This is a genomic window from Pseudoalteromonas sp. '520P1 No. 423' (assembly GCF_001269985.1).
Lineage (GTDB): Bacteria > Pseudomonadota > Gammaproteobacteria > Enterobacterales > Alteromonadaceae > Pseudoalteromonas.
This window is the reverse complement of the sequence record NZ_BBZB01000001.1, coordinates 2,008,320-2,032,409: the sequence shown is the minus strand read 5'-3', so window position 1 is coordinate 2,032,409 and position 24,090 is coordinate 2,008,320. Positions and strand designations below refer to the sequence as shown.

The 24,090-nt window shown below is 34.6% G+C and carries 19 protein-coding genes and 3 tRNA genes; 11 read left to right on the top strand and 11 right to left on the bottom strand.

Annotated features, from left to right (window positions below):
* Nucleotides 1-2: 2 nt before the first annotated feature.
* The 4 genes from PSA_RS09300 to PSA_RS09285 all read right to left on the bottom strand — a co-directional run bounded on the left by PSA_RS09300 (nt 3) and on the right by PSA_RS09285 (nt 6,234).
* Entirely contained in the window at nt 3-1,484 is a 1,482-nt protein-coding gene (locus tag PSA_RS09300) for a methyl-accepting chemotaxis protein (RefSeq protein ID WP_042144734.1), read from the bottom strand.
* A gap of 1 nt (nt 1,485) precedes the next feature.
* The gene (locus PSA_RS09295) at nt 1,486-2,337 is read right to left on the bottom strand and encodes a transporter substrate-binding domain-containing protein (RefSeq protein ID WP_042144731.1); all 852 of its coding nucleotides are present in this window, start codon (nt 2,335-2,337) and stop codon (nt 1,486-1,488) included.
* Nucleotides 2,338-2,416: 79 nt separating this feature from the next.
* Nucleotides 2,417-4,978 carry an exo 1,3/1,4-beta-D-glucan glucohydrolase gene (locus PSA_RS09290; protein WP_052379944.1) on the bottom strand — a complete coding sequence of 854 codons (2,562 nt, stop codon included), beginning with the start codon at nt 4,976-4,978 and terminating at the stop codon, nt 2,417-2,419.
* Nucleotides 4,978-6,234, bottom strand: coding sequence for a sugar MFS transporter (locus PSA_RS09285; protein WP_042144729.1), 1,257 nt, complete (start codon nt 6,232-6,234; stop codon nt 4,978-4,980). Before PSA_RS09285 ends, PSA_RS09290 begins: the two co-directional genes overlap by 1 nt.
* A 314-nt stretch (nt 6,235-6,548) precedes the next feature.
* On the opposite strand from PSA_RS09285, the gene PSA_RS09280 reads away from it, so the two are divergent.
* The 5 genes from PSA_RS09280 (at nt 6,549) to PSA_RS25175 (ending at nt 10,978) form a co-directional block, all read left to right on the top strand.
* The gene (locus PSA_RS09280; RefSeq protein ID WP_042144728.1) at nt 6,549-7,880 is read left to right on the top strand and encodes a GH1 family beta-glucosidase; all 1,332 of its coding nucleotides are present in this window, start codon (nt 6,549-6,551) and stop codon (nt 7,878-7,880) included.
* A 14-nt stretch (nt 7,881-7,894) separates the two neighbouring features.
* Nucleotides 7,895-9,223, top strand: a complete 1,329-nt coding sequence (locus PSA_RS09275) for a glycoside-pentoside-hexuronide (GPH):cation symporter (RefSeq protein ID WP_042144725.1) — start codon at nt 7,895-7,897, stop codon at nt 9,221-9,223.
* Between the two features lie 54 nt (nt 9,224-9,277).
* Entirely contained in the window at nt 9,278-10,309 is a 1,032-nt protein-coding gene (locus tag PSA_RS09270) for a LacI family DNA-binding transcriptional regulator (RefSeq protein ID WP_042144723.1), read from the top strand.
* 163 nt (nt 10,310-10,472) lie between these two features.
* Nucleotides 10,473-10,802: a GNAT family N-acetyltransferase gene (locus tag PSA_RS09265; RefSeq protein ID WP_052379943.1), complete on the top strand. Its 330-nt coding sequence runs from the start codon at nt 10,473-10,475 to the stop codon at nt 10,800-10,802.
* Complete coding sequence (locus PSA_RS25175; RefSeq protein ID WP_157575761.1) at nt 10,802-10,978, top strand: hypothetical protein; 177 nt, start codon at nt 10,802-10,804, stop codon at nt 10,976-10,978. The genes PSA_RS09265 and PSA_RS25175 overlap by 1 nt, the downstream gene beginning before the upstream one ends.
* A gap of 219 nt (nt 10,979-11,197) precedes the next feature.
* On the opposite strand, the gene PSA_RS09260 is transcribed toward PSA_RS25175, so the two are convergent.
* The 3 genes from PSA_RS09260 to PSA_RS09250 form a co-directional block, all read right to left on the bottom strand.
* Complete coding sequence (locus tag PSA_RS09260) at nt 11,198-11,794, bottom strand: GDSL-type esterase/lipase family protein (protein ID WP_042144718.1); 597 nt, start codon at nt 11,792-11,794, stop codon at nt 11,198-11,200.
* 20 nt (nt 11,795-11,814) lie between these two features.
* The gene (locus PSA_RS09255) at nt 11,815-12,924 is read right to left on the bottom strand and encodes an endonuclease/exonuclease/phosphatase family protein (RefSeq protein WP_231665238.1); all 1,110 of its coding nucleotides are present in this window, start codon (nt 12,922-12,924) and stop codon (nt 11,815-11,817) included.
* Between the two features lie 75 nt (nt 12,925-12,999).
* Nucleotides 13,000-14,442: a hypothetical protein gene (locus PSA_RS09250; protein ID WP_042144716.1), complete on the bottom strand. Its 1,443-nt coding sequence runs from the start codon at nt 14,440-14,442 to the stop codon at nt 13,000-13,002.
* 184 nt (nt 14,443-14,626) lie between these two features.
* Here PSA_RS09250 and PSA_RS09245 point away from each other — a divergent pair, with 184 nt between their 5' ends.
* Both PSA_RS09245 and PSA_RS09240 read left to right on the top strand, forming a co-directional pair.
* The gene (locus tag PSA_RS09245) at nt 14,627-15,034 is read left to right on the top strand and encodes a hypothetical protein (protein ID WP_042144714.1); all 408 of its coding nucleotides are present in this window, start codon (nt 14,627-14,629) and stop codon (nt 15,032-15,034) included.
* Nucleotides 15,035-15,053: 19 nt separating this feature from the next.
* Nucleotides 15,054-16,013: a ribonuclease Z gene (locus PSA_RS09240; protein ID WP_042144712.1), complete on the top strand. Its 960-nt coding sequence runs from the start codon at nt 15,054-15,056 to the stop codon at nt 16,011-16,013.
* Between the two features lie 53 nt (nt 16,014-16,066).
* Here the strand turns inward: PSA_RS09240 and PSA_RS09235 are convergent, their stop codons facing one another.
* Nucleotides 16,067-18,451 carry an NERD domain-containing protein gene (locus tag PSA_RS09235; RefSeq protein ID WP_197276817.1) on the bottom strand — a complete coding sequence of 795 codons (2,385 nt, stop codon included), beginning with the start codon at nt 18,449-18,451 and terminating at the stop codon, nt 16,067-16,069.
* A gap of 485 nt (nt 18,452-18,936) precedes the next feature.
* Here PSA_RS09235 and PSA_RS09225 point away from each other — a divergent pair, with 485 nt between their 5' ends.
* Nucleotides 18,937-19,155 carry a DUF3313 family protein gene (locus PSA_RS09225; protein WP_337589992.1) on the top strand — a complete coding sequence of 73 codons (219 nt, stop codon included), beginning with the start codon at nt 18,937-18,939 and terminating at the stop codon, nt 19,153-19,155.
* A 36-nt stretch (nt 19,156-19,191) separates the two neighbouring features.
* On the opposite strand, the gene PSA_RS09220 is transcribed toward PSA_RS09225, so the two are convergent.
* On the bottom strand, nt 19,192-20,106 hold the full coding sequence (locus PSA_RS09220) for a chemotaxis protein (protein ID WP_042144699.1): 915 nt from the start codon (nt 20,104-20,106) through the stop codon (nt 19,192-19,194).
* A gap of 158 nt (nt 20,107-20,264) precedes the next feature.
* Between PSA_RS09220 and PSA_RS09215 the strand changes: the two genes are divergently transcribed.
* The 3 genes from PSA_RS09215 (at nt 20,265) to PSA_RS09205 (ending at nt 20,571) form a co-directional block, all read left to right on the top strand.
* Nucleotides 20,265-20,341: transfer RNA gene (locus tag PSA_RS09215), tRNA-Met, on the top strand.
* A 48-nt stretch (nt 20,342-20,389) separates the two neighbouring features.
* Nucleotides 20,390-20,474, top strand: a tRNA-Leu gene (locus PSA_RS09210).
* 22 nt (nt 20,475-20,496) lie between these two features.
* A tRNA-Gln gene (locus PSA_RS09205) sits at nt 20,497-20,571 on the top strand.
* An 80-nt stretch (nt 20,572-20,651) separates the two neighbouring features.
* Here PSA_RS09205 and PSA_RS09200 read toward each other — a convergent pair.
* Together PSA_RS09200 and PSA_RS09195 are read right to left on the bottom strand one after the other, a co-directional pair.
* A complete protein-coding gene (locus PSA_RS09200; protein WP_042144660.1) occupies nt 20,652-21,287 on the bottom strand; it encodes a transporter substrate-binding domain-containing protein in 636 nt (211 codons plus the stop codon).
* A gap of 300 nt (nt 21,288-21,587) precedes the next feature.
* Nucleotides 21,588-23,912: a TonB-dependent receptor gene (locus PSA_RS09195; protein WP_082305685.1), complete on the bottom strand. Its 2,325-nt coding sequence runs from the start codon at nt 23,910-23,912 to the stop codon at nt 21,588-21,590.
* Between the last annotated feature and the right edge of the window lie 178 nt (nt 23,913-24,090).

Below are 24,090 nucleotides of genomic sequence, written 5' to 3'. Positions count from 1 at the left end.
TTTTAATATGTAAAACGGGTAATTTGTCTAACTAATTTTTGTTGCACTTCACTTAGCTCTGCGGTGGCAGTATGTAATACATTTGCTTCATGGCTTAGCTGCTGTGCTCCCATATCTACTTTTTCCATGCCACCTTTTACACCTAAGGTTACGGATGATTGCTCCTCACATGCACTGGCAATTAAGGTATTCATTTCATTTACTTCCTCAATTTTGTCATTTATTTCGTTTAAAGAGCTATTGGCACTACGGGTTGATTCTATTGTATGGGTGACTAATTCTTTGCTTCTATGAGTGGCTTCAAAAGAGGTTTGTGCTTGTTTTTGTAATGAAATAATCATTTGCTCTATTTCATTGGTCGAGTCCTGAGTTTTACTTGCAAGCGCCCTTACTTCATCGGCCACTACAGAAAACCCACGACCAGACTCTCCAGCTCTTGCAGCTTCAATGGCTGCATTTAAGGCAAGTAAATTTGTTTGCTCAGCAATGCCTTTTATTACATCAAGGACCTGAGTAATGTTTTGAGTTTCACTTCTAAGTTGTGTCACAACTTTGGCTGTATTGTCTAGTTCTTCAACCAATTCATCTACTTTGGTTAAATTACTCTCCATCAGTACTTTGCCTTGTTGCGACAACTTTTGAACATTGTTGGTATTAATTGATGTTTGCTCTGCATTTTTAGCAATGTCTAATGTTGCTGTTTGTAATTGTGTTAAGTGTTCTAATGAATCTTTAGTTTGGCTCCGCTGCTCATGTAAATCTTTATTAGTTGTATCACTGACACTTTCAACTCTTGTGGCGACATTTTCTAGCTCTTTATTTGCGCCAGCTAAAGATGACACGATAGACTGCACCGTATTAATAAAATTATTAAAGTTAACTGCTAACCCGCCTATTTCATCATCATATTTTTTTGGGATCCTTTGTGTTAAATCACCACCACCTTGTGCAATATCGGCCAATACGCCAGATAGATTAAGTAAAGGCGCTATAATTATTTTTCTTAAAAAGTAAGTTAAAACTAAACTTAATAAAATCAGTGTGGTTATCAAAACAAGTGACTTTTCAACAATCGCTTGATTCAGTTTAGCCATAACCCCTTGTTGAGAATAGTCAATCTTAACCGAGCCTATTTGGCTTTTATCTTCCCAAATAAGCGGTAAAGTAACTGATTCATCAGTATCAGAATTTGCACTTTTAACTTCTCCTAATGCTTTATTTCTTTGATCAAATACAGATACACTGGCAACTGAAGTATCCTTTATTATCGCCTCTAAAATACTTTTTATCAGTGGTTTATCGTACGCGAACACTGGCTCTAATAAAATAACCTTAAGTTGTTCATTTAATACTTGTGTATTATCTTGCCAATAGTTAATTTCACTGTTTTTTTGCACCATATAGCTTGTCAAAGAAACCAAAACTAATACCAGCAATGTTGAACTAACCAAAGCCATTAGCATTTTTTGTGTAATTGAATTCATTCTATTGACCTCTTATTGGATCAAACCAAAGTTCTTTTCGGTTAAGTGGCGTAGCAGCTGATAAGTGTGGATTTTGAATATCAAAAATTTTCCTGTTTTTTATATTTGCTTTATTTAATGCACTTTGTACTTCTTTATCCGCAAAAAATAACTGTGAGAACTTCCCATATTCAATCATATAATCAAAAGCTTCTTTTAATTTTTTTGCTAATTTAGGATTGTTTTTTGCTACAAAAAAATAGTTCGGGGCGGTATAACGGATTAATACATTTTCCTCTACCGTTAAATTAAGCTCAGGTACGTTTAAAACTTCCTGCCAAGGCTCATGTAGCCCTCTTGGAAAATAATCAAACCTTCCACCTTCTAACATCGGAAACAAATTTTGATATTTCAAAGTTGTCACAACTTTCATACCATTTGATTTCATAATTTCAGTATCAGGCCAAAATGTGCCACTACCTGCTTTATAATTTGAAAGTTGTGTCAAAGAGTCGATGTTGTCAAATAGGTTTTTATTTTTTTGTGTAACGATTGGAATTCTCATACCTAATAGACCACGATAAATAGGGATATAGATTGGAATAAAATCTTTTTCCATTTCTTTAGAAGTCATACTCCAAAAAATATCAAGTTGACCATTATTAATGTCTTGCGCTATTCGTGTAAAAGAAATATCACCACTGTCACTTGCCTCATAAGGAAAGTTCGCCTCTAAATCAATATACTTTAAAGCTGCTTTAAGCATATTGATGGGTAGTTTATCTTCCGTTGGCTTTCCAGGAATTGATACTGTTTGTGCATTTAAAACACCAGACATTAATAATGAAAATAATAAACCACTAAGTAACCTCATAGTGATACCTCATAAAAAATTTGTACAAATAAAAATATGGAAGCCTTAATGAGCAGACGGCTTCCATATCGAGGGGTAATTACTGACAACTAATTGATGCTTTTTCAGCACCATAAGGATTTAATGCTATTTGGCCGAAACTTAACTTAGCTTTACCCTGTGAACTTAATGAAAAAGGGCTATATACCTTGCCTAAATCTAAGTTCTTATTTTCAAAGCATTTAAGGTCGATACTTATTTTATGCCATTCATTAATTACTACTTGATTAAGATTTTCAGTAATATCAAAATCGCTTTTACAACTATCAGAACAAGTCATGCCCAGTTTAATATCAGCTAAAATGTCGCTCCCACGCATAAACTCTACCGATAAAGTGCCATTTGTTTCACTGTATGCTCTTAAGTCTTTCGGAAAATCACTTTTAAGCATCACACTTCCAAGCCCTTTACCATTAAAAGTAATGGTACGGCTATCTTCTTGTATCAATCTATCTTGAGTTTGAATTGTGACAACTGCATTATTTTGTACACTTGAAATCACAGGCATAGAGCTTGTTTTATCTGATATGAGTAATTCCCAAGGTGCTTTTGGGGATCGCTCAAAGACCACTAAACTTTGTAGGCCTTGTTCTGAATAGTTAATTGATTCATTTAAATTATCAGCGAGTGTATCTACATCTTGATAAGTTAAGCCGTAACCATATGAGAATAACGGTTCATATTGACTATCATTTTTATTAACTGATGTTTGATCTGGCGCTATAGGCCATGAAAAAGAAAGTTTACCTTTAAAGTCTAGGTTTATTTCGCCATTAGTTTTTGTAAATAATACATCTGCAATTCCTTGACCTTCAGAGCCAGGTAGCCAAGCTGCAACAAAAGCATCAGAAGCATTAAGCTCTGCATTGACCCATAAAGGCCGACCACTTATAAATACAGACACAACTTTTATACCCTGACTTTTTAGCCGTTTAAGCAATGCTAAATCCGTTTTGTTGCCTCTTTGATAATCTAAATTATCAATATCACCATTGCCTTCTGCATAAGGTTCTTCACCAAATACCACAATAGCAACATCTGGTTTTTGTATGTATTGACCGTTTTCACTTAACTCAATTTTTCCAGCTCCCGCTTGCATCGCTGACTTAAAACCTTGATAGATAGAGGTCGCGCCAGGAAAATCTTTATTTTTATTACCAGTTCCTTGCCAAGTTATACTCCAGCCACCAGATTGCTTACCAATATTATGTGCGCCATTCCCGGTAACTAAAATGTTTTGATTAGGAGATAAAGGCAGAATGCTTTCTTTATTTTTTAGTAAAACTAATGACTCACTCACAGCTTGGCGTGCTATTTTTCTATGAGCTTTAGCACCTATTAAGCTTGTTTTACCCGACAACAAACGTTTTTTAGGACTTGGTTTATTGAATAATCCAGCGCGCATTTTTACACGCAAAATACGCGTAACAGCATCATCAATACGAGACATTGCTATCTCACCACTTTTAACCTGTGTTATGGTATTGTGATAAAGCGGTTTCCACGCATCTGTTGGTACCATAAATATATCTAATCCTGCATTCACCGTTTGGCTACAGCTTTCATTAGTACACCCAGGGATCTGGCCATGACCATTCCAATCACCTACAACTAAACCATCAAAGCCCATTTGTGTTTTCAATACATCCGTAAGCAAGTATTTGTTACCATGATTTTTTTCACCATGCCAACTGTTAAATGATGCCATAACAGTTTGTGCGCCAGCAGTTAACCCACCAACATATCCTTGACCATGAATATCAAACAAGGTTTGTTCTGTATCTATATTATTGCCTTGATCATCGCCATCTTGTGTACCGCCATCCCCTAAAAAGTGTTTAACAGTGCCTATTACACGATGTTCAGCTAAAAAGTCCTCATCAACAGTACCTTGTAGACCTTTAACTATTGAAGATGCATAAGCTTTTACAATATCAGGATCTTCTGAGTATCCCTCATAAGTACGGCCCCATCTATCATCTCTCACAACAGCGACAGTTGGTGCAAACACCCAATCTATACCTGTGACCATGACTTCGGTTGCTGTAATAGTCGCTATTTTTTCAATTAATTCAGGGTTATTCGCAGCACCTAATCCAATATTATGAGGAAATAAAGTCGCGCCAATGACATTGTTGTGACCATGAACCGCATCCGTGCCCCACATAGTTGGGATATTTATGCCATCTAATGAATCATCAATAGAAGCTTGATACATATCTTCTGCTAATTTAATCCAATCAGCGGGGGTTGCATGTTTATTATTATCCGGAAATGCTCCGCCACCGTTGAGATATGAGCCAAAACCATATTTTCGCATATCTTCAACTGTAATATCTCGAATTTCAGGTTGGATCATTTGTGCAACTTTTTGCTCTAACGTCATCTTATTAAGCAAAGCTGTGATCTTAGATTCCATCTTGAGATCTTTTTGTACTGCAATATTGAGCTTTGGCCATATGTGAGAGGTTTTATTTTTTAACTGATTTTTAGCCATATCCTGCAAAGCATCAGTTTCATTACCACTACATGCCAATAGCCCAAAACATAAAGTGGTTGCTAAACCCGTTGAGTACACTAATTTATTTTTTAAGTATTGCATTAAGATTTACTCCCTTTTAAACCGTAATAAGCAATGAAAACAAAACACAATAAAGGCAATATAAAAGAAATTTGTACGCCAGCTACATCAGCTAAAAATCCTTGTAATAAAGGAATAATGGCACCACCAACTATGGCTAAACATAAAATGCCTGAGCCTTGGCTAGTATGTTGTTTTAACCCTCTTAGGGCTAAACTGAATATCGTAGGGAACATAATTGAGTTACATAAACCAATTAACAAAACAGCCCACATCGCTAAACTACCTGATGCCAGGATGGCTATAAGCAATAATAAAATGGCACAACACGCATTAAAAAACAGAACGAAACCCGCATCTATTTTTTGCATTACAGCAGCACCTATAAAACGTCCTACCATAGCACCACCCCAAAAATAAGTAAGATAATGTGCCGCTTCTGACTCATCTAAACCCGCAATCGCGTCCATAGCCATAAAGTTAATTAAAAAACTGCCAATGCCCACTTCTGCACCGACATATACAAATATGCCAATTGCACCTAAAACCAAATGTTTATATTGCCAAGCTGAACCCTCATTTATTTGCTCTCTTGTATCAGGTTCTGAGATTTGTGGTAATTTCATAAAGGCAAAAATAGCCGACAAAACAAGTAAAGATGACGCCAATAATAAATATGGCATCTGCACAGCTTGCGCTTGCATCAATTTTTGCTGTTCAATAGATTCAAATGAGCCAGATGCAATGCCTAAAATAAGTAACCCACCAAAAAAAGGCGCGATTGTTGTACCTAACGAGTTGAAAGCTTGCGTCAGTGTTAAGCGAGAAGAAGCGGTTTTTTCATCGCCTAAAATACTCACATATGGATTCGCTGATACCTGTAATACGGTGATCCCTGAGGCTAATACAAATAATGCAGCTAAAAATACTGGGTAACTATGTAAGGATGCTGCGGGATAAAATAAGCCACAGCCAATACTGGCAATCAATAACCCAAGTACAATACCTTTTTGATAACCTATTTTTTTAACAACCACACCTGCAGGCATAGAAACTAAAAAATAAGCACCAAAAAAGCAAAATTGAATTAACATTGCTTGAGAATAAGATAAATCAAAAACATTTTTTAAATGCGGTATCAAAATATCATTTAGACAGGTAATAAAACCCCACATAAAAAATAAAGATGTCAGCGAAATTAGCGCAAAGTTATAATTTAGCGATGAATTTTCACCTGCCTGATTTTGTGTATTTGTTACTCCAGCTGGACTAACCATAAGTTTCCCCTCGTTCACTTTTTTATAACACCTTAAAACGTGAGCCTTTTTTAATTATTTTCTATTAAAAACTCAGCTTTATTGGCTTACTAACGTATTAAAAAAACATAATGTTAAAAGTATTGACCTTTATTTAATAAACCTCTAACCTTTATGTAAGCGCTTTCATTTATATCACAGATAAGATTAAGCGCAATATATTTTACAAAAAATGTAAGCGCTCTCATTTTTAGTTGTAGTATCTGACGACGTAATCATTATGTGTGTAAAAGTGAATTTAAACTGGAACTCAAAAAATAAGAATTTGGCTTAATATGAAAATATCGTTACCGAATAATTCAAAAATGAACTCTAAAGAATTTACGTTTGGCGTTGCTACTGCGTCGTTTCAAATAGAAGGTGGTGTTAATGATCGCCTACCTTGTATTTGGGATACCTTTTGCGCAACAGATGGAAAAATAATAGATCAATCTAATGGTGATACTGCTTGTGATCATTTCAATAAATGGCATCAAGATGTTGACCTGATTGAATCTTTAGGGGTAGATGCTTATCGTTTATCAATTTCTTGGCCTCGTGTTATAAAACTAGATGGTTCTCTAAACCAAGCTGGTGTTGATTTTTACACCAAATTATTAGATGAATTGAAAGCGCGTAATATTAAAACTTTTGTCACTTTATATCATTGGGACTTGCCACAACATTTAGAAAATAAAGGCGGTTGGTTAAATAGAAATACCGCTTATGCTTTTGAACAATATGTTGATTTTATAACTAAAGCCCTTGGCAATCGCGTTGATTCTTATGCAACCCTAAATGAACCATTCTGCAGTGCTTATTTAGGTTATGAAGCAGGAATACATGCACCAGGTATAAAAGGTAAAAAGTTTGGTAAAAAAGCAGCACACCATTTATTACTTGCTCATGGCTTGGCAATGCAAGTATTAGCTAAAAACAGTCCAAATACACAAAATGGCATTGTTTTAAACTTTACACCAGCTTATGCAAAAACTGATTCGCAAGCCGATAGTATCGCAGCACAAAAAGCCGATGATTATTTTAATCAGTGGTATATCAAACCAATCATGGATGGTGCTTACCCTGATTTATTAAATGAATTACCACCAGAAAATCATCCCGATATCCATGAAGGTGATTTTGACATTATCTCAACACCACTGGATTTTTTAGGGATAAATTATTATACCCGTGCTGTATATGAAGCAGATAAATCAGAGTTATTTAGAGAAGTACCGCCTAAAGATGTCGCTATAACAGATATCGGCTGGGAAATTTATCCTAAGGGTTTTAGTAACTTATTAGTGTCATTAAATGAAACTTATTCTTTACCGCCAATTTATATCACTGAAAATGGTGCAGCTATGGCTGATAAACTGATAGATAATGAAGTGAATGATATTGACCGAATAGCATATTATCAAAGCCATTTAAATGCTGTTAATGATGCGATAGAACAAGGCGTTAATATTCAAGGTTATTTTGCATGGAGTTTAATGGATAACTTTGAATGGGCTGAAGGTTATACTAAGCGTTTTGGCATTGTTTATGTTGATTATCAAAGTCAAATACGTACCATCAAAGCAAGTGGTTATGCATATAAAAACTTTATTAACCAAAGAACTTAATCGCTGAGGTAAATATGCTTACAATTAAAGAAAAAGTAGCCTACGGATTAGGCGATACCGCAAGTAATATCATTTTCCAAACAGTAATGATGTTCCTCCTTATTTTTTATACCGACGTTGTAGGCTTATCTCCTGCAGTTGTAGGAACTATGTTTTTGGTTGTTCGTATTTTTGATGCGATAACAGATCCATTAATGGGGGCACTTGCAGACAGAACTAAAACAAAGTGGGGGCAATTTCGCCCTTACCTTTTATGGTTAGCAGTGCCATTTGGTATTTTAAGTGTGCTCGCTTTTACCACACCTGATTTATCCGATACAAATAAAATCATATACGCTTTTATTACATACACCTTATTAATGATGGTTTACACTGCTATTAATATTCCTTATTGCTCACTAGGTGGCGTATTAACAGCTGCTCCTAAAGAGCGCGTATCAGTGCAAACCTACCGTTTTATTTTTGCCATGTTAAGTGGCGTATTAGTTGCCGCATGTACTATGCCGATGGTTGAATACTTTGGCCATGGTGATTCTGCTAAAGGCTATCAAATGACAATGATAATAATGAGTGTTTTTGGCGTTGTATTATTTTTATTATGTTTTGCAGGTACTAAAGAAAGAATAGCAGCACCGATGAATCAAAAAGTTTCATTTAAAGACTCTATGAAACAGCTATGGCTCAATGACCAAGCCAGATTATTATGCCTTGCTGGTGTATTTTTATTAACCGGCCAAGTATTACGCTTCACTTTAGCTGTGTATTACGTAAAGTATTTTCTTGGACGTGAAGACTTGATCACCACTTTTATGACAATTGGCATGGTAGGGAGTTTATTAGGCTGCGCAGTTGCACAACCTCTAGCTAAACGTTTTTGTAAAATAAAATCATATATTAGCTTGCAAATCATTGCTGCTATTATTTGTATTTCAAGCTTTTTCATTGCCAGTGACCAAGTAATATTAGCCTGTGTCTCTTTCTTCTTTTGGAAATTCTTTTTAGATATGGCGACCCCGCTACTTTGGGCCAAAATGGCTGATGCGATTGATTATGGTCATTGGAAAACCGGCGTTCGCATTACTGGTATGGTTTATTCAACCATTATCTTTTTTATTAAGTTAGGTGTTGCATTTGGTGGCGCACTTGCTGGTTGGGCGCTTGCTTATTATGGTTATCAAGCGGATGTTGAACAAACAGTTCAAACAACCCAAGGCATCTTATTATCATTTACTTTATACCCAGCATTGGGCTCACTTATTGCGGCTGCAACAATGCGTTGGTATATTCTAGATAATAAAAAAGTTGAGCAAATACACAAAGAGCTCAATGCCGTAACAAGTTAGTTTTTATGATAAAGTAGCCCCAGTAACAGGGTTACTTTTGGTTTAAGGAAAGAAATGGCAACAATTTATGAAGTGTCTGAATTAGCAGGTGTCTCTTTAGCAACAGTCTCTCGTGTGATGAACAATAATGCGCGAGTGAGTGATAAAACCAAAGAGAAGGTTTTAGCTGCGATGAAACAGCTAGATTACCGCCCTAACTCTATTGCACAGTCTTTGGCATCAAACTGCTCAAACAGTGTCGGTATTTTAGTATCTGAGTTAAGTGGTTACTTCTATGGTGCGATGCTCAGCGGTATTGAATCAGAGTTAAGAGCGGCACATAAACACGTTATTATTGCTGCGGGCCATGCTGAAGAAGCAACTGAAATAGAGAGCATTGAGTTTTTAATTGGTCGTAATTGTGATGCTTTGATCTTACATGTTGAAGCCGTATCAGATGAATATTTAATAAAACTAAGTCAAGGTTCAATTCCTATTGTACTCATAAATAGATATATAGAAGAAATTGCAGATCGTTGCATTAGCCTAAATAACGAACAAGGTGGGTATTTAGCAACCAAAGCATTATTAGATCAAGGCCATACCGATTTAGCGGTAATTTCGGGTCCTCTTTGGAAAGAAGATGCAAAAAACCGTTTGAATGGTCATAAAAAAGCACTTGAGGAATTTAATCTTTCGTTTAACCATTCTTTACTGGTAGAAGGTGACTATAAAGAAAGTGGTGGTTCAAATGGTATGCAGCGACTCCTTGATAAAAAAATAGGTTTTACTGCTGTTGTTTGTGCAAATGATGAAACTGCGTCAGGTGCTATGACAGTCGCGAGAGAGCATAACTTACAATTACCTGCTGATATATCCATCATAGGTTTTGATAATACAATTTTTGCGCGTCACTTATATCCTAAGCTTTCAACTGTTGACTATCCTGTAAATCAAATGGGTAAGATGGCTGCTACTTGGGTGCTTAAGTACGTTTATAAAAATGATAACCTGTTCATTGATAATTTATTCAAACCTGAACTAATTATGAGGGATTCAATCTTTACTTTAGACAATACTTTAAATCCTGCACTAAAAACATCTTAATCTTCAAGGTGCCAAAAGCACCTTGAACCCACATTTTAAAAACTGAGCTTAAACCTAGCCTTACACCATTCTGTATTGCATTTTATTTATTAAATCTGTATCTGTTTTGCTTTTTAATTCACTTTATACTCATACCTGTTACATAAATTCCAGGATAAAAATAATGACAATTTTAATAGAAACACCCCGTTTAAAAATAAGAGAGTTCACGCTAGATGACTTAGATGCTGTATATGCTTTTTCAATAAATAAAGATGTGACTAAATATACTGGCGACTTAGGTATGGTGAAAACGAAACAAGATGCAATTAATGTGATCACCAACGTGTGGCAAGCCGAATACAAAAAATACGGTTATGCACGTTATGCTTTATTGTGTAAAGAGACAGATGAAGTAATCGGATTTTGTGGCATTAAATGCCTACCAGAAGAGCAGCAAACAGATATCGGCTACCGCATGTTGCCTAAGTATTGGGGCAAAGGTTTAGGCTAATGCTTAATGAGGTTCAATCTCAGGATGATAAAGATGTATTTGAAATACTGTCAGATGAAGAAGTTGTAAAGTTCTATGATTTAGATTCCTTTAGCCATTTAAGTCAAGTGAGTGAACTTATACCCAAGCTACTTCAAGATGCGAGTTTCAGGACTGCTGAGCAATTCGTGATCTAGGCGCATCTTTGTATTAATGGTTTTTCCCTTAAAAGAAGATGGAACAACGAGCATGATTTGCTCAGAAGTCCCCGCAGGGTTGGTTTAGAAGCGCTTTATGCTGCGTTATTGATTTTGACAAGGGAATAACCATTCTCTGCAATCAATGCCTTGCCTAAAGCGCTTCTAAATCCAACTGAATCCTGCATCTTGAAGTGGCTTGGGTATATAATAGATGATTTATAGCGCACCTTCATCGATTAATATTTGGTGAATGTGCTGAGCCAATTTTTGATAACCTAATTGATTAAAGTGAATCTGATCTGATTTATATTTATTATTTTTTAATAGATCAGTGACGATATCTTCTATTAATACAACATCATATTTCTTAGCTAAGTCTTGATAAAAATCAGCAGGACTTAAAAATAAGCTTTTAGTGGGTACCGCTAATAATATCAACTGAATATTATAGCTTTGAGCTATTTCAATCATTTTAGCTAAATTTGACTGTGTTAGAGCCAGTGACTTATTACGTAAAAAATCATTTCCTCCTTCAAGTAATATGATTAAATCAGGCTGATGTTCTATTAAGGTATTTTCAAACCTTTTTAAGCCTTGTGCTGTGGTTTCTCCAGAAATACCCCCATTAATAACCGTTAAACCGCTCAAGTTAGCTAATACACTTGGGTAATTATGTTGTTTTGCCACGCCTTTACCTGACGTTAAACTATCACCAAAGGCTAATATTTTACTGTCTGATGTAAGCTGATTTAAGGGTACTTCTGAGCACCCTATTAATATAAAAATTAAAAGACCCGTTATTACTTTAATCATTATTTTTCTCCAACTAAATGTTAATCTCTAATTTTTATACTTGCGATCACAGGCGCGTGATCTGTACTGTGACTATCAATATCGTATTCAGGGTTTATTAAATGCTTATCATAAGTAATATAAGAAGACACTTCGGCTAAACTTGTACTATTATCTGTATTAAATTCATTAGACAATAAAATATAATCGAGTACAGAGCCTTTAGTACAAAAATAATGAGAGGGCGATCTTACTTGGCTGGTAGACGTTTTATTTTGTGATTTGATATATAACGCATACGCATCACACAATTGGTAATAGCTAAATGATTTATCAATTGCATAATCGGGTAAACGAGACAAATCAGTCATTTTGATATCTGCATTATGAATATCACTGCGCTGTACATTAAGGGCATTCAAGATTGCTGAATCTAAAGTATCGTTAAAATCTCCCATAAGCATCATAGCATTATTGGTATTATCACGCCTTTGCAGTATGGCATGAAATAACAAAGACACTTCACTGCCCCTTTGCATATCTGATTGCCAACGACCTAATGCTTGCTTAGCAAGTAATGCAGCACTGGTAGATAAGCCTGCTAAGTAGCCCTGCTCACATGTTAAATCTGCACGTTTAGATTTTAAGTGCACAACATAGCAATCACATAAACCTATTGTAGGTAGCTCAATCGTCGCTCTAAGCACTTTTCGGCTAAAATCAAAGTTTTGCAACCCCATAGTCACTGCTAACTCATTAGAGACTGTCACGGATTGAGTATTCATAATTGGAAATTTAGAGGCTATAGCAACAACGGGACTTGAATAAATAAAGTCATTTTCAATATTAGGTTCATCAATAACAGCAAAATATTTATAACCTAAACTTTCACATAAAAGCTTTAAATCATTGATACTGAATACTTCTTGAAAACCAACAATATCTGGTTGCTGCTCTTTTAATAACTCACCGAACCAAAGTTGCTTTTTCTGCCATTGTTCTTGGCTATAAATATTCTCAAAATCATAATAAGCATTTGGAGGGCTCAAGTAATTGAAAAGATTAATACTTGCTACTTTAAATTGAATTGTTTGTTCACTCACTGGATCAGTATCTGGTTTAATTAAGCTAACTGTATTATCACTTTTCACTAAAAATGTTCTCAAAAATAAAACACTTAACAGAATAACTTTTATTTATAAAGCTATCAAAATAAAACGTATCATTTATCGATTTTTATTCCACAAATTTTGATTTTTAATATAAGAAAAATATTCATGTGGTTCCCAACAATGGGGAATAAACTCAGCCTCGTTTGTTCTATTTTCAAAGTTTGACCAAAGTTTTTTAAGAATTTCATTTAATCTTTCATTACTGACTTTTTCTAATTTTTTACGGCAATTAGCATAAAATAAGTTGTTTTCTGGATTCAAAATTAAATCATGCCCTGATGAAGTAAAGGTTAAATTTTTAGTAGCCGCTCTAAGTATCGGTGCGTGAGGGTTTTGTGGGTATATACCATTTACTATCGCATATTCAAATCTATCTAAATCAATACCATCCATATTTTTAGGAATATAAGTGACTCCAAACCCTGGCGGAAAAATTCCGAGTATTTTTAAAAGGCTATTTACTACAACTTGGCTATGACTGCCTTTTTCAGCACCTTTATTTAATAACATAAATACTCTAGGCAAAGATCTATAATCAAAGTTTTTTCGCGTGCTTAAAACAACCGATACATATATTTGAGGGATTTTAATGACATTCCCGATCCCTTTTTTAGGATCTACGGAGCGCTTTAATAGCGCTAAGATAAACGACAGTTTATTATTTTCATGTTCATAAAATAGGGCTCTTTCTGATTTTTTATTCCCAATATAAGTAGCAACCCCAAGACCATATTCTAAATAATTAATTGTTTGTTTATATTTTATTTTTAGTAAAGCAAGGCGTTCTTCATTATTAAGTGTTCTAAATTCATCTAAATTACCATCCTCACCTTTTAATATTTTGATAGCATCGGGGTGGTGATTACCGATATCAAGTAATAACGCCGTCATTAATATCGGAATTAGAACTTCATTTTGATATATCTCTTCGTCGGCTTCATCTAACGCTTTGTTTTGCACATCTTGGATATAAGCATTTGTGATAAGCTGATCTTTCATGAGTTGCTCAAACAATAACAAGCTCAAAATAGCACGGTATAAATGCTTACTTCTTTTATTTTGGTTATTAGCAGCTTTTATTGCCGTAGGTACCATCAATTGAATTGTGCCTAAAATACGCGCAAACTTATTATGTCTTTCATGACAATCTTTACCTTTGCATAAAGACAAAATATCTTCACAGACATTTTTTATAGGTAATAATCTTGCTGTTCTTTGCTCTCTTTGTTTAATATCAAAATCTTTTAATTTATTTTCTAGCTTTTTTAAAGCCAACTTTAACTTGTCTGATTTAACATTTTCAGCTATTTTCTGTTTTACTTGCGTTATTTGCGCTTCAATACTGAGTTTTTCGGCTTCATTTTGCGAAGCACACTCAAAGTAACTAGCCGCAACTTCATATATAGAATCTTTTAATGGTGTATTTGAAAAAATAGATGCAATTATCGTTTTTATTGTTTTAGTATAAACAGATTCTTTGACTATATTTTGTACCATAAATTACACCGAATAAGCTTTAAAAAGAGAAAACGACTAATAATGTCAAAAGAATATGCACCTAAAGAGATTTAAGCAAGGTGGTATCAATTATTAGGGTTCTATTTGATTTAACTGAAAAACTAAATTAATTTCTAAAGGTAATAATTAAATACTATCACTTTCGAATATAAAAGGAATAACAATGAAATTTGAAAACTTACTCAATTACCTAGATATGGGTGTATGTGTTGAACAACTACAAAGAGAAGCATTAGTTGATTTAGTTGTGCTCTTTATCGAGATAGATGGTGTTATTGATGATGCTGAACTTGCTTATACTAAAAAGTGGTTAAAAACTCTAACTTGGACTTCTCAAATGTGTACCGATACTTATTTACATGATGTGAGTGAAAAATGTAAATATGCCATAAAACATAATCAAATTAACGATTTTATCCTTCAAAGAAGTCACAATATCCATGATAAACCACTACAACTTGAAGCTATCAAACTAGCTGAAGGTGTATCGCTCGCTGATGGTGTATTATCGCCGATAGAAGAGCAAGCAATTGCATTTTTAAAAGTTTGCTTTGAAAAAGAAACAGCTTAATTACTAATTCAGGTTACTCATGAAATTTACATTTTTAGGTACTTCAGCCGGTGTACCTACTAAAAAACGTAATGTCACAGGCTTGGCAATTGGTTTAGAGCGAGAAAAAACGTGGTGCTTAATTGATTGTGGTGAAGGCACACAACATCAATTATTGCATACGCCCTATTCTTTAGCCGCATTAGAGGCCATTTTCATTACTCATGTTCATGGTGATCATTGTTATGGTTTACCAGGTATATTAGCCAGTGCGGGTATGGCAGGACGTCAAAGCGCTATAAAAGTCATTGCGCCAGCAAGTATTAAAGAGTTCATTGATGTCACTCTCAAAACGACAGATTGTTATATTCCATATCCTATAGAGTTTATTGCAACTGAAAACCTTAAAGCGCCAATTGAAGTTGCGGGTTTTGAAGTTGAAGCATTTGAATTATTGCACCGCGTGCCTTGCCATGCTTGGCGTTTGACTGTATCAAATTTAGCCCATAAGCTCAATATAGAAAAACTAGAACAAGAAAATATTCCAAAAGGTCCTATATGGGGCAAGTTATGCAAAGGTGAGACTGTTTCTCTAGATAATGGTCATAAATTAATAGGTAAAGATTATTGGATGACAGATCATAGAGTGAGAAAAGTCATCGTTGCAGGAGATAATTGCAAACCGGAACTATTATCCCAAGCAGCACATAATATTGATGTATTGATCCATGAAGCAACCTATACGCAAGAAGTGTCAGATAAAGTAGGTCCCTCACCTATGCATTCAAGCGCCAAAGAAGTGGCCCTCATGGCGAATAACATTAATTTACCAAACTTAGTTTTAACCCATTTTAGCGCTAGATATTCAGATTTTGGAGACTCTTCTCTTGATTTGATCCGCCAAGAAGCTGAAGATAATTATGATGGCAAACTATTTTTAGCACAGGATTTAGCATCTTACCATCTTAAAAAAAATGGCCAACTTTGCATTGACCATTAATCAGTTTTTCATTTGGCTTATTTTTTAATAATCCCTAATCTTAGTCTCTTATCTTACTCTTTAGGTTTTTCATCCCAATTTTCATCTAATGTGATATTAGACAAACTACTCACATCTGATTTATTTTCAATTTTTAGAGACTTATCAGTATTACCTAATGTTGGATTTTTTGGTGTCTCTTTTGAATCAGCAGCCCAAGTAGGATCTAGTGACAGATTCGAAAATAAATCACTGCTTTCACTTACTTTATGTGACGTTTGTGCTTGTTTTAAATCATCAACACTTTGGGTATTCACTTCGACAGCATCATGAGATAAATCATTTTCTAAGTTGTTTGAATCATCAAGCTCAGATTCTAAATAAGAAGCCAACGCATCATCAGCTTGTTTAAAATCATCAGCACTGTGAACTTCCACTTCAAGCGTATCATGAGATAAATCGTTTTCTAAGTTGTTTGAATCATCAAGCTCAGATTCTAAATAAGAAGCCAACGCATCATCAGCTTGTTTAAAATCATCAGCACTGTGAACTTCCACTTCAAGCGTATCATGAGATAAATCGTTTTCTAAGTTGTTTGAATCATCAAGCTCAGATTCTAAATAGGAAGCTAAAGCATCATCTGCTTGTTTTAATTCATCATTACTTTGAATATCAACTTCCAGTGTAATTTCACTAACATCCTCAGAATTAGATTCAGACTCTAAATAAGAAGCCAAAGCATCATCTGCTTGGTTTAAGTCTTTAACTTCTATATCACTAACTTTATCAACAACTTTTGCTTGCGGAGGTAATTCATTTTGACCTTGAGCTATCGAAGCTAACTGCTCTATAATATCATCCGATACAGCTTCAATACTTGATTGAGGTTTTGAATTTGGCTCATCCAAATAAGAGTCTAATTCTTTTTTTGCTTGCTCAATTTCAGCTAGTATCTCGTCACTTTCTGAGGAAGCAATTTGCTTAGCTTCAATATTAGTAAGCGTTTCTTCATTTTCTTTTTCATTAGACAGCTCAGGCATTTCTAAGCTTGCTAAAAATTCATCTTCAGTTGGAAGTTGAGTCAGCTCTTCTTCCACTGTATTGTCAGTATTATTTGTTTCATGTAAATTTACTACGACTTCTTCAACCTTGTTATCTTCTGGCTCTTCTACATGTTGAGTTGCAATATGTGCTTCATTTTTATAAAGCTCATTTAGTGTTTCTTCCAGTGAAAGCGGTTTAGCAGATTCTTCTTGCTTAGGTATATCGGAATTATTTATGACTCCATCACTTAAGTTTTGGTTTGAAGTTTGGTTCATTTGCTGATCTTCAGAGGCGCTATGGGTGACTTTCGGTTTTTCTTCTAAGTTATTTATAAGTGGCGCTGTTTTGTATTCTTCTGGATGTCCATTATTCTGACTTTTATTCCAATCTGCCGTTACTTTGTTATTTATTAATTGAGCGTAATCTTCAAAGTCATCATCACTTAAAACAAGTTCTTTAAAACTTTTAATATAAGTATTTAATTTACTTCGATTCATCACAGCTGCTGGCATAGGCGCCTTAAATTCTGTTGCATCATCGAATAATACAATTAACTGAATTTCTATTTTTACTTCCAAAAACTTTGCCAATGCAGCGGACTTTTGTTTTACATCTTTAATTGGATTATTAAACTCGAGCGTTTTATCGCCTGTTTTACTTGTCCATTTATCAGAATTTAAACCACCAAATATACCACCGGTTTGTGTTTGTGATGCAATCACAAAAATACCATAGGGAGAAACAGTGATCCGCTCTACTTTAACTAATTCTTTGTTCTCTAATCGCAATTCAAGTTGCTTAAATGACTTGTAAATATCTTTATCTAACTCATCTTTTTTTCGTTTTTTTGCTACAGGTCGTTTTTTAGAGATAGGTTTTATTATTGATTTTTCTTTGTTGTGTTTCTTTTCAGCATGTTCTATTTTTATGTTTTCTGCTTTGGACTTTATAGCTTTAACACTATTTTTTAGCTTTCCTGCTCTGGGTTTTATATAAAAGAGAGAGAAAATAACGAGCAATAAAACGCAGACTAATACCAGTGTTGGCATTAAATAAGCGTCAAGTAAAGTACTTTTACTTGAAGAGTTTGGAATAACAGGGGCTGTGTTCTTTACCTCTTGAGTAACTGGCTTAACCCCAATAGGTTTTACTTCTACCGCTTTCACTTCAACTGGCATCACTTCAACAGGCATGACTTCTGCTGGTAATACCTCAACAGGGGTAACTCCTATCGGTTTTACTTCTGTAGGTATTTCTTTGGCAGTTTTTGTTTTATTTGAAACTGGCTGTGTGGAGGACTTATTTACCTTAGCTCTATAACACCCTTGATCGAATGCACGTTTAGCTTGCCTATAACTACGGCTTTGTTTTGCATGACTAAATTGCTGTACTTGTTGCTTTAATAAAATACACATACCATCACTTACAGGAGCTGATAAACTCTTATAACTGATAAAACTAAACAAAAAAAAGATACAAAGTAAAATTCGATTAAATAACATATAGAGCACAATGGGATTTTAATATTTGTGTTAATTTTAGGTCTTTACAACAAATATTACCATCAGTCTTAAATCTTAAAATCAAAAAAAGTATCTATCTCAAACCAATTAAGTGTGTAATTAACATAAATATTGTTACAGATTTAAAAATAAATGCTCCTACTAAATTACTTTTAGTCACTTTTCACTTGTTATAGTTAATTTACCTTATAAAAAATCAAAGACTCAATTATGAAGTTTAAGTTTTTAATATTAGCAAGTAGCTTGTATGTTGTAGCTTGCTCATCTATTCCAAAGACACCTAAATACCAATCTGGTTTTTTAAAAGATTATACTAATTTTATCTCGAGTCCGAATGAAGATAAATCTAAACAAAGATCACTTACTAATTACTTTAAATCGGAATTAAAAAAACAGTTATCGGCGAAGCATCCATGGAAGTAAAATTTATTGATGCAAATACACAGCAGCCTTTAATAGCAGCCATTGTTGAACGAGAAACAAATGAAATGTACGTAGATGGTAAGCAAAATAATATTGATAGCATTAAATCTGTTATGAAAATATGGGCAAGTCGATTAGCGAATACCGTCAAAAATGCTCACTATCAAACTTAAATGAGTAATGTCAGCTCGATAGTAAACTGTCATTATTTAAGCTATATCTAACTGGTTTTGGTGCTCATAATGATGTTCAGCACCTCTTAAAATGGCCTCTATTAATTCAGCCGCATCAAACTTAGTTAAGGCTTCATTTGCGCCCACTTGATGAGCCTGACTAAGACTCATTTCACTTGAAAGAGAGGTGTGTAAAATAATATAGGCATTAGCTAAGGAAGGGGTATTTTTCACTTCAAACGATAATTCATAACCATCTAATCCTGGCATTTCAATATCGCTCACAAGCAAATGTACTTGTTGGGATGTTTGCGAATTACTTTTCATTATTTCTATAGCGTCATGACCATTACAAGCGACTTTATATGGAATATTTAAGCCATTAAGTGCATCCGATAGTTGTTTTCTTGCAACTCTAGAGTCATCAACTATTAAAATATTTAAAGGTTTTACCATTTCCCTTTGAATATCCGTAAGACTTGGAAAGTAGCCTGCGCTATCTTCTGGGTATATATGAGATAGTACTAACTCAACATCTAATAGTTGAATGATCTTATCTTCAATTTTTGCAACCCCAGTTAAAAAGGCATTTTGCCCAACAGAACTTGGAGGTGGCTTGATATCACGCCAATTGCAGTTAACGATTTTATCTATACCTCGAACCAAAAAACCGACCTCCTTTCTTTGGCAATCAGTAATGATTATATAGCTGTCTTTTAATTCTTCTGATGTGATCGCACGGTAACCGACTGCTTTAGCCATATCTACAATTGGTACGGTACGATTTCTGATTGTTGCAGTGCCTATAATTGTATCGTGCGAATTAGGTAATCGGCTCATTGAAGAATAGCGCACTAGCTCTTTAACTTTAAGGGTACCCATTGCAAACAACTGCCTTGAGTTTAACTTAAACAATAAGACACCTTGTGAGTGATTCGCCTTGTTGTTCATTATTTACCTAAATAGATTATCAACTTATTTTGCTTATCCTAATATTTGAGAAATTATTAATCAATTTAAAAAAATTATAATTATTTACAAAAAAGGGTTGACGATTCCCTCAATCATCCGCATAATCCGCCCCGCATCGCACAGATGATTACATAAATGGCTACTTAGCTCAGCTGGTTAGAGCACATCACTCATAATGATGGGGTCACAGGTTCAAATCCCGTAGTAGCCACCATTGACTTATTTGTGTAATGAACTAAAATACTTTACTTATAGTAAAAATGCGGAAGTGGCGGAATTGGTAGACGCGCTGGATTTAGGTTCCAGTATCGCAAGATGTGAGAGTTCAAGTCTCTCTTTCCGCACCATTTTAGTTAAGATTAAATTAGTTGGGATATCGCCAAGCGGTAAGGCACCGGGTTTTGATCTCGGCATTCCCAGGTTCAAATCCTGGTATCCCAGCCATTTAATCCTTTAAAAAATTCACTCTTTTTTCAATATAAAAAATATCCTAATTTATTTTTTAATCTTATATAAAACACTCTTTAACGTAATCTTTTCATATTTATTCTATATTTATACTTCAGTTGCTCTATGACACCATCTTTTTTAAGTTTTGCTAATGCTTTTAATAAGGGCTGCTTTAAATGTTTATATTTTGGTGATAAATAATGATAATTCACTTTTTGTTCGATACTGCGTTTAATAAAATGATCTTTAAATTTAATTTCATCTGTCATTTCAAAGTCCATCATAAGTACGCTATCCACTCTTCCCTTTAACAATAAATTGTTCAATGAATGGCTATTTTTAATTGGAAACTGTTTAATAGGCATAGAAAGCTGTTTTAAATAGTTTTCAGCTATTACAGCGCCTCTGGTATAACTAATAGACTTAAGACTTTCTAATTTACACATACCACATTGTTTTTCATTAGAGACTTGTACCAACTCGAATGTCAAAATAGGTAAAGGTATGCGTATTAAAGTAGGATGTTTTTCTTCAATACCAGCTTGGCGTGCTAACGCTCCTACTAACAATCCCTGTTCAACCATTTGTAATTCACGTGCGCCAGGGACTTCAATAAATTCAACGTTTTTACCCAACTCAGAATACAAACGCTTGAGTAACTCTTTAATGTAAAGTCCAGCTTGACTTTTTGGCGGTTGTATCAAAGTCATTTTATGGGGGTTGTTTGAATACGTATAAAAAGATGTAAGAAATAATATTAAAATCAGATTCCGTACAACACAATCAATTATTTTAACTTTTACGGTTCGAGACAATAAACAGATAATCATAAATAGATGGACTAAAAGTAAAACCATTATAAAATAATAGCACTTTTAAAAAGCTTAATAACTTAATTGAAATTGTCTGTATGATTTAAGCTATCAATCAAAGATTGATAGCTTAATGAGATATTGAAAAATCAAAATAGACTATCGACAGTAAGTCTATTTAAGCTTTAACATTACACTTTAAAACTTGGCATGAAATCTAAATGCAACTTCTCTTGGCGCACCATAAGTTTGTGTGCCATAGCCCGTATCAACCAAAGTTATATAATCTTTATCAAATAGATTACTTACAGTTAAGTAAGCTCCCATGTTATCCCATTCATACCCTATGCGCGTATTAACTAAAGCTACCGAATCATTCATAGGATCAAAATCAGGACGTGCCTCTTGAATGTCTTTTGGATCATTGTTCTGTGCATAAGGATTTGATACTCCACGTGATTCATCAACATAATTGGCATTAATATTAGCAAAAAAACCATTATCTCCTTTATAGGTTACTGCAATATTACCGGTCCATTCAGGCGAGTTTCTAAAGCTAAAACCAGCTAAATTAAACTCGTCATCATCTTTATTTAATGGAAAATCTTCAAACTCAGTGTCAGATAATCCAAGACCAGCTGAAATTGTAAGGTTTGAATTTAAATGGTAAAAGATTTCAGTTTCGAAACCTTTAACAAAAGAGCTACCTGCATTCCTTGTTTCTCTATCATATTGATTCGCACCTAATTGAACTTGAACTTGTTGATCTTTCCAGTCAACATAAAACAGGTTTGCATTGGCAACTAAAGCGCCATCTAACCAAACAGAACGATAAGATAATTCATAATTATTGGTATATTCAGCATCATAGGTAAATATCGTAGCTTGAGCAATATTAGTACCGACGCCGCCTGAACGATATCCTTTTTGATAGATAAAGCTCGTAGTCATATCTTCAGTAAAGTGATAACTCACACCTAGCTTAGGTAGAAATGCATTAAAACTTGCATCAACTAAAGGCTCATTCCCAGAGGCATCATCTGCCATTTTGTATAGTTGTGCGTTTAATCCTGCAATAATTTGCGCTGTCATAGGATCCAGATTTGCATTGCTTGGGTCTGGTAGTAGCTCACCGTTAGCAACCGTAATAACGCTTTGAGCTTCATTTTCTTGCGTTTCACGATCCCAACGAATACCCGCTAAAATATCCCACTGCTCATTTATTTCATAAGTTAAATCAGCAAAAATTGCACTTGAAACTACTTTTTGCGAAGTTTCTCCATGAGTTTTTAACTCAACAGGATCAACACCTTGATATAAACCTAAGATCATATCAGCATAGTTTTGCGGTAAACCTAGGCCTCCATATTCAGGTGACGCAACTAATAAAGTTGGCACACCCAATCTGGCAAGTGTTATTTTACGATCACCACCATTAATATCATCAACATCTAAACTAGAATGATATAAACCAATTAAACCTGATAATTGTTCATATTCAAATGTCGCTCTAAATTCTTGGCTAAATGTCGTGTCTGTTCTATCGTCAGTTAATACTGATTGTGATTCACCCACACCCGCATCACCATCCCATTGGTAGTTATAATCGCTCACAACATAATTAGATATTGAAGTCAGTGACCAAATATCGTTGATATCGTAGTCAGCCTTTATGCTGTAAAGATCATTTTCAGTTACATCAAAAGTTTTTGTATCATAGAGTGAATGTTTTTTAAGGCCCGAGCTAGTAGCACTGCCAGAAACGCCATCCTCTTGTTCATTATAGGTATAACTAAACATGACTGATAAATCGGGAATTGCTTCTGGCTCAACTCTAACTTTTAATCGATAAGTTTGATCTTCAGAATAATCAGATCTGTCGTTTCTAGTTATATTTTTAACAAAACCATCTCGTTCTGATTTTTCGCCACTAAATCTAAATGTAACTTGGTTATCAACTAATTCACCACCTAGTGCTATCGCGGCATCTTTTCTTCCGTAATCACCAAAACCAATACGTACCTTCATATCAGATTCATAACTCGGATCTTTTGTGCTCATTACCACAGCGCCTGCCAATGCATTTCGACCTTGAAGTGTTGATTGTGGACCTCTTAAAATCTCAACTTGGCTAACATCCCAGGTTGAAAAACCACCAGATTGAATCATACGATAAGGTAAAGCAGCACCATCAACATAAACACTCGCCAAGTAACTATTTCCACCACCTGATACATTAAATGCATCTATACCACGAATACTAAAACTATAATCGTCAAAATTTACATTCGGTGCATGCGCTAAAATTTCACCAAAATTCGTGATATTTTGTTGCTCCAAGTTTTTTTCAGTGAAAACAGCAACACTTGCCGCTGTTTCTTGTAAAGACCGATCAATTTTTTGACCTGTTACAACAATTTTTTCAACACCTGAAATGTCTTCTTGTGCAAAAGCCGACAAAGCAAAAGTACTTGTTAGTAATAACCCTGTGCGAATAGCCTGAGTTAGGTAGCTAGTTTTCATTTTTAAATCCTATTAAATCCCACGTCTCTGTAACAATTCGATAATAAAAATCACTCTCATTACAATTCGCGGCGATAATAGCAATAATTACTAATGAAAAGCTAGCGTTAATGCTCTATCTTTATAAAAACCCCTTTGTAAGTACCTAATTTCGGTCTGTCGTATTTAAAATAAAGGA

Bases quoted from the DNA above. Each gene is read 5' to 3' on its own strand.
- PSA_RS09245 (WP_042144714.1), top strand. From the start codon at position 14,627: ATGAAATTTGAAAACTTACTCAATTACCTAGATATGGGTGTATGTGTT.
- PSA_RS09275 (WP_042144725.1), top strand. From the start codon at position 7,895: ATGCTTACAATTAAAGAAAAAGTAGCCTACGGATTAGGCGATACCGCA.
- PSA_RS09260 (WP_042144718.1), bottom strand. From the start codon at position 11,794: ATGATTAAAGTAATAACGGGTCTTTTAATTTTTATATTAATAGGGTGC.
- PSA_RS09250 (WP_042144716.1), bottom strand. From the start codon at position 14,442: ATGGTACAAAATATAGTCAAAGAATCTGTTTATACTAAAACAATAAAA.
- PSA_RS09270 (WP_042144723.1), top strand. From the start codon at position 9,278: ATGGCAACAATTTATGAAGTGTCTGAATTAGCAGGTGTCTCTTTAGCA.
- PSA_RS09295 (WP_042144731.1), bottom strand. From the start codon at position 2,337: ATGAGGTTACTTAGTGGTTTATTATTTTCATTATTAATGTCTGGTGTT.
- PSA_RS09235 (WP_197276817.1), bottom strand. From the start codon at position 18,451: ATGTGTATTTTATTAAAGCAACAAGTACAGCAATTTAGTCATGCAAAA.
- PSA_RS09200 (WP_042144660.1), bottom strand. From the start codon at position 21,287: ATGACTTTGATACAACCGCCAAAAAGTCAAGCTGGACTTTACATTAAA.
- PSA_RS25175 (WP_157575761.1), top strand. From the start codon at position 10,802: ATGCTTAATGAGGTTCAATCTCAGGATGATAAAGATGTATTTGAAATA.
- PSA_RS09280 (WP_042144728.1), top strand. From the start codon at position 6,549: ATGAAAATATCGTTACCGAATAATTCAAAAATGAACTCTAAAGAATTT.
- PSA_RS09290 (WP_052379944.1), bottom strand. From the start codon at position 4,978: ATGCAATACTTAAAAAATAAATTAGTGTACTCAACGGGTTTAGCAACC.
- PSA_RS09265 (WP_052379943.1), top strand. From the start codon at position 10,473: ATGACAATTTTAATAGAAACACCCCGTTTAAAAATAAGAGAGTTCACG.
- PSA_RS09220 (WP_042144699.1), bottom strand. From the start codon at position 20,106: ATGAACAACAAGGCGAATCACTCACAAGGTGTCTTATTGTTTAAGTTA.
- PSA_RS09240 (WP_042144712.1), top strand. From the start codon at position 15,054: ATGAAATTTACATTTTTAGGTACTTCAGCCGGTGTACCTACTAAAAAA.
- PSA_RS09195 (WP_082305685.1), bottom strand. From the start codon at position 23,912: ATGAAAACTAGCTACCTAACTCAGGCTATTCGCACAGGGTTATTACTA.
- PSA_RS09300 (WP_042144734.1), bottom strand. From the start codon at position 1,484: ATGAATTCAATTACACAAAAAATGCTAATGGCTTTGGTTAGTTCAACA.
- PSA_RS09285 (WP_042144729.1), bottom strand. From the start codon at position 6,234: ATGGTTAGTCCAGCTGGAGTAACAAATACACAAAATCAGGCAGGTGAA.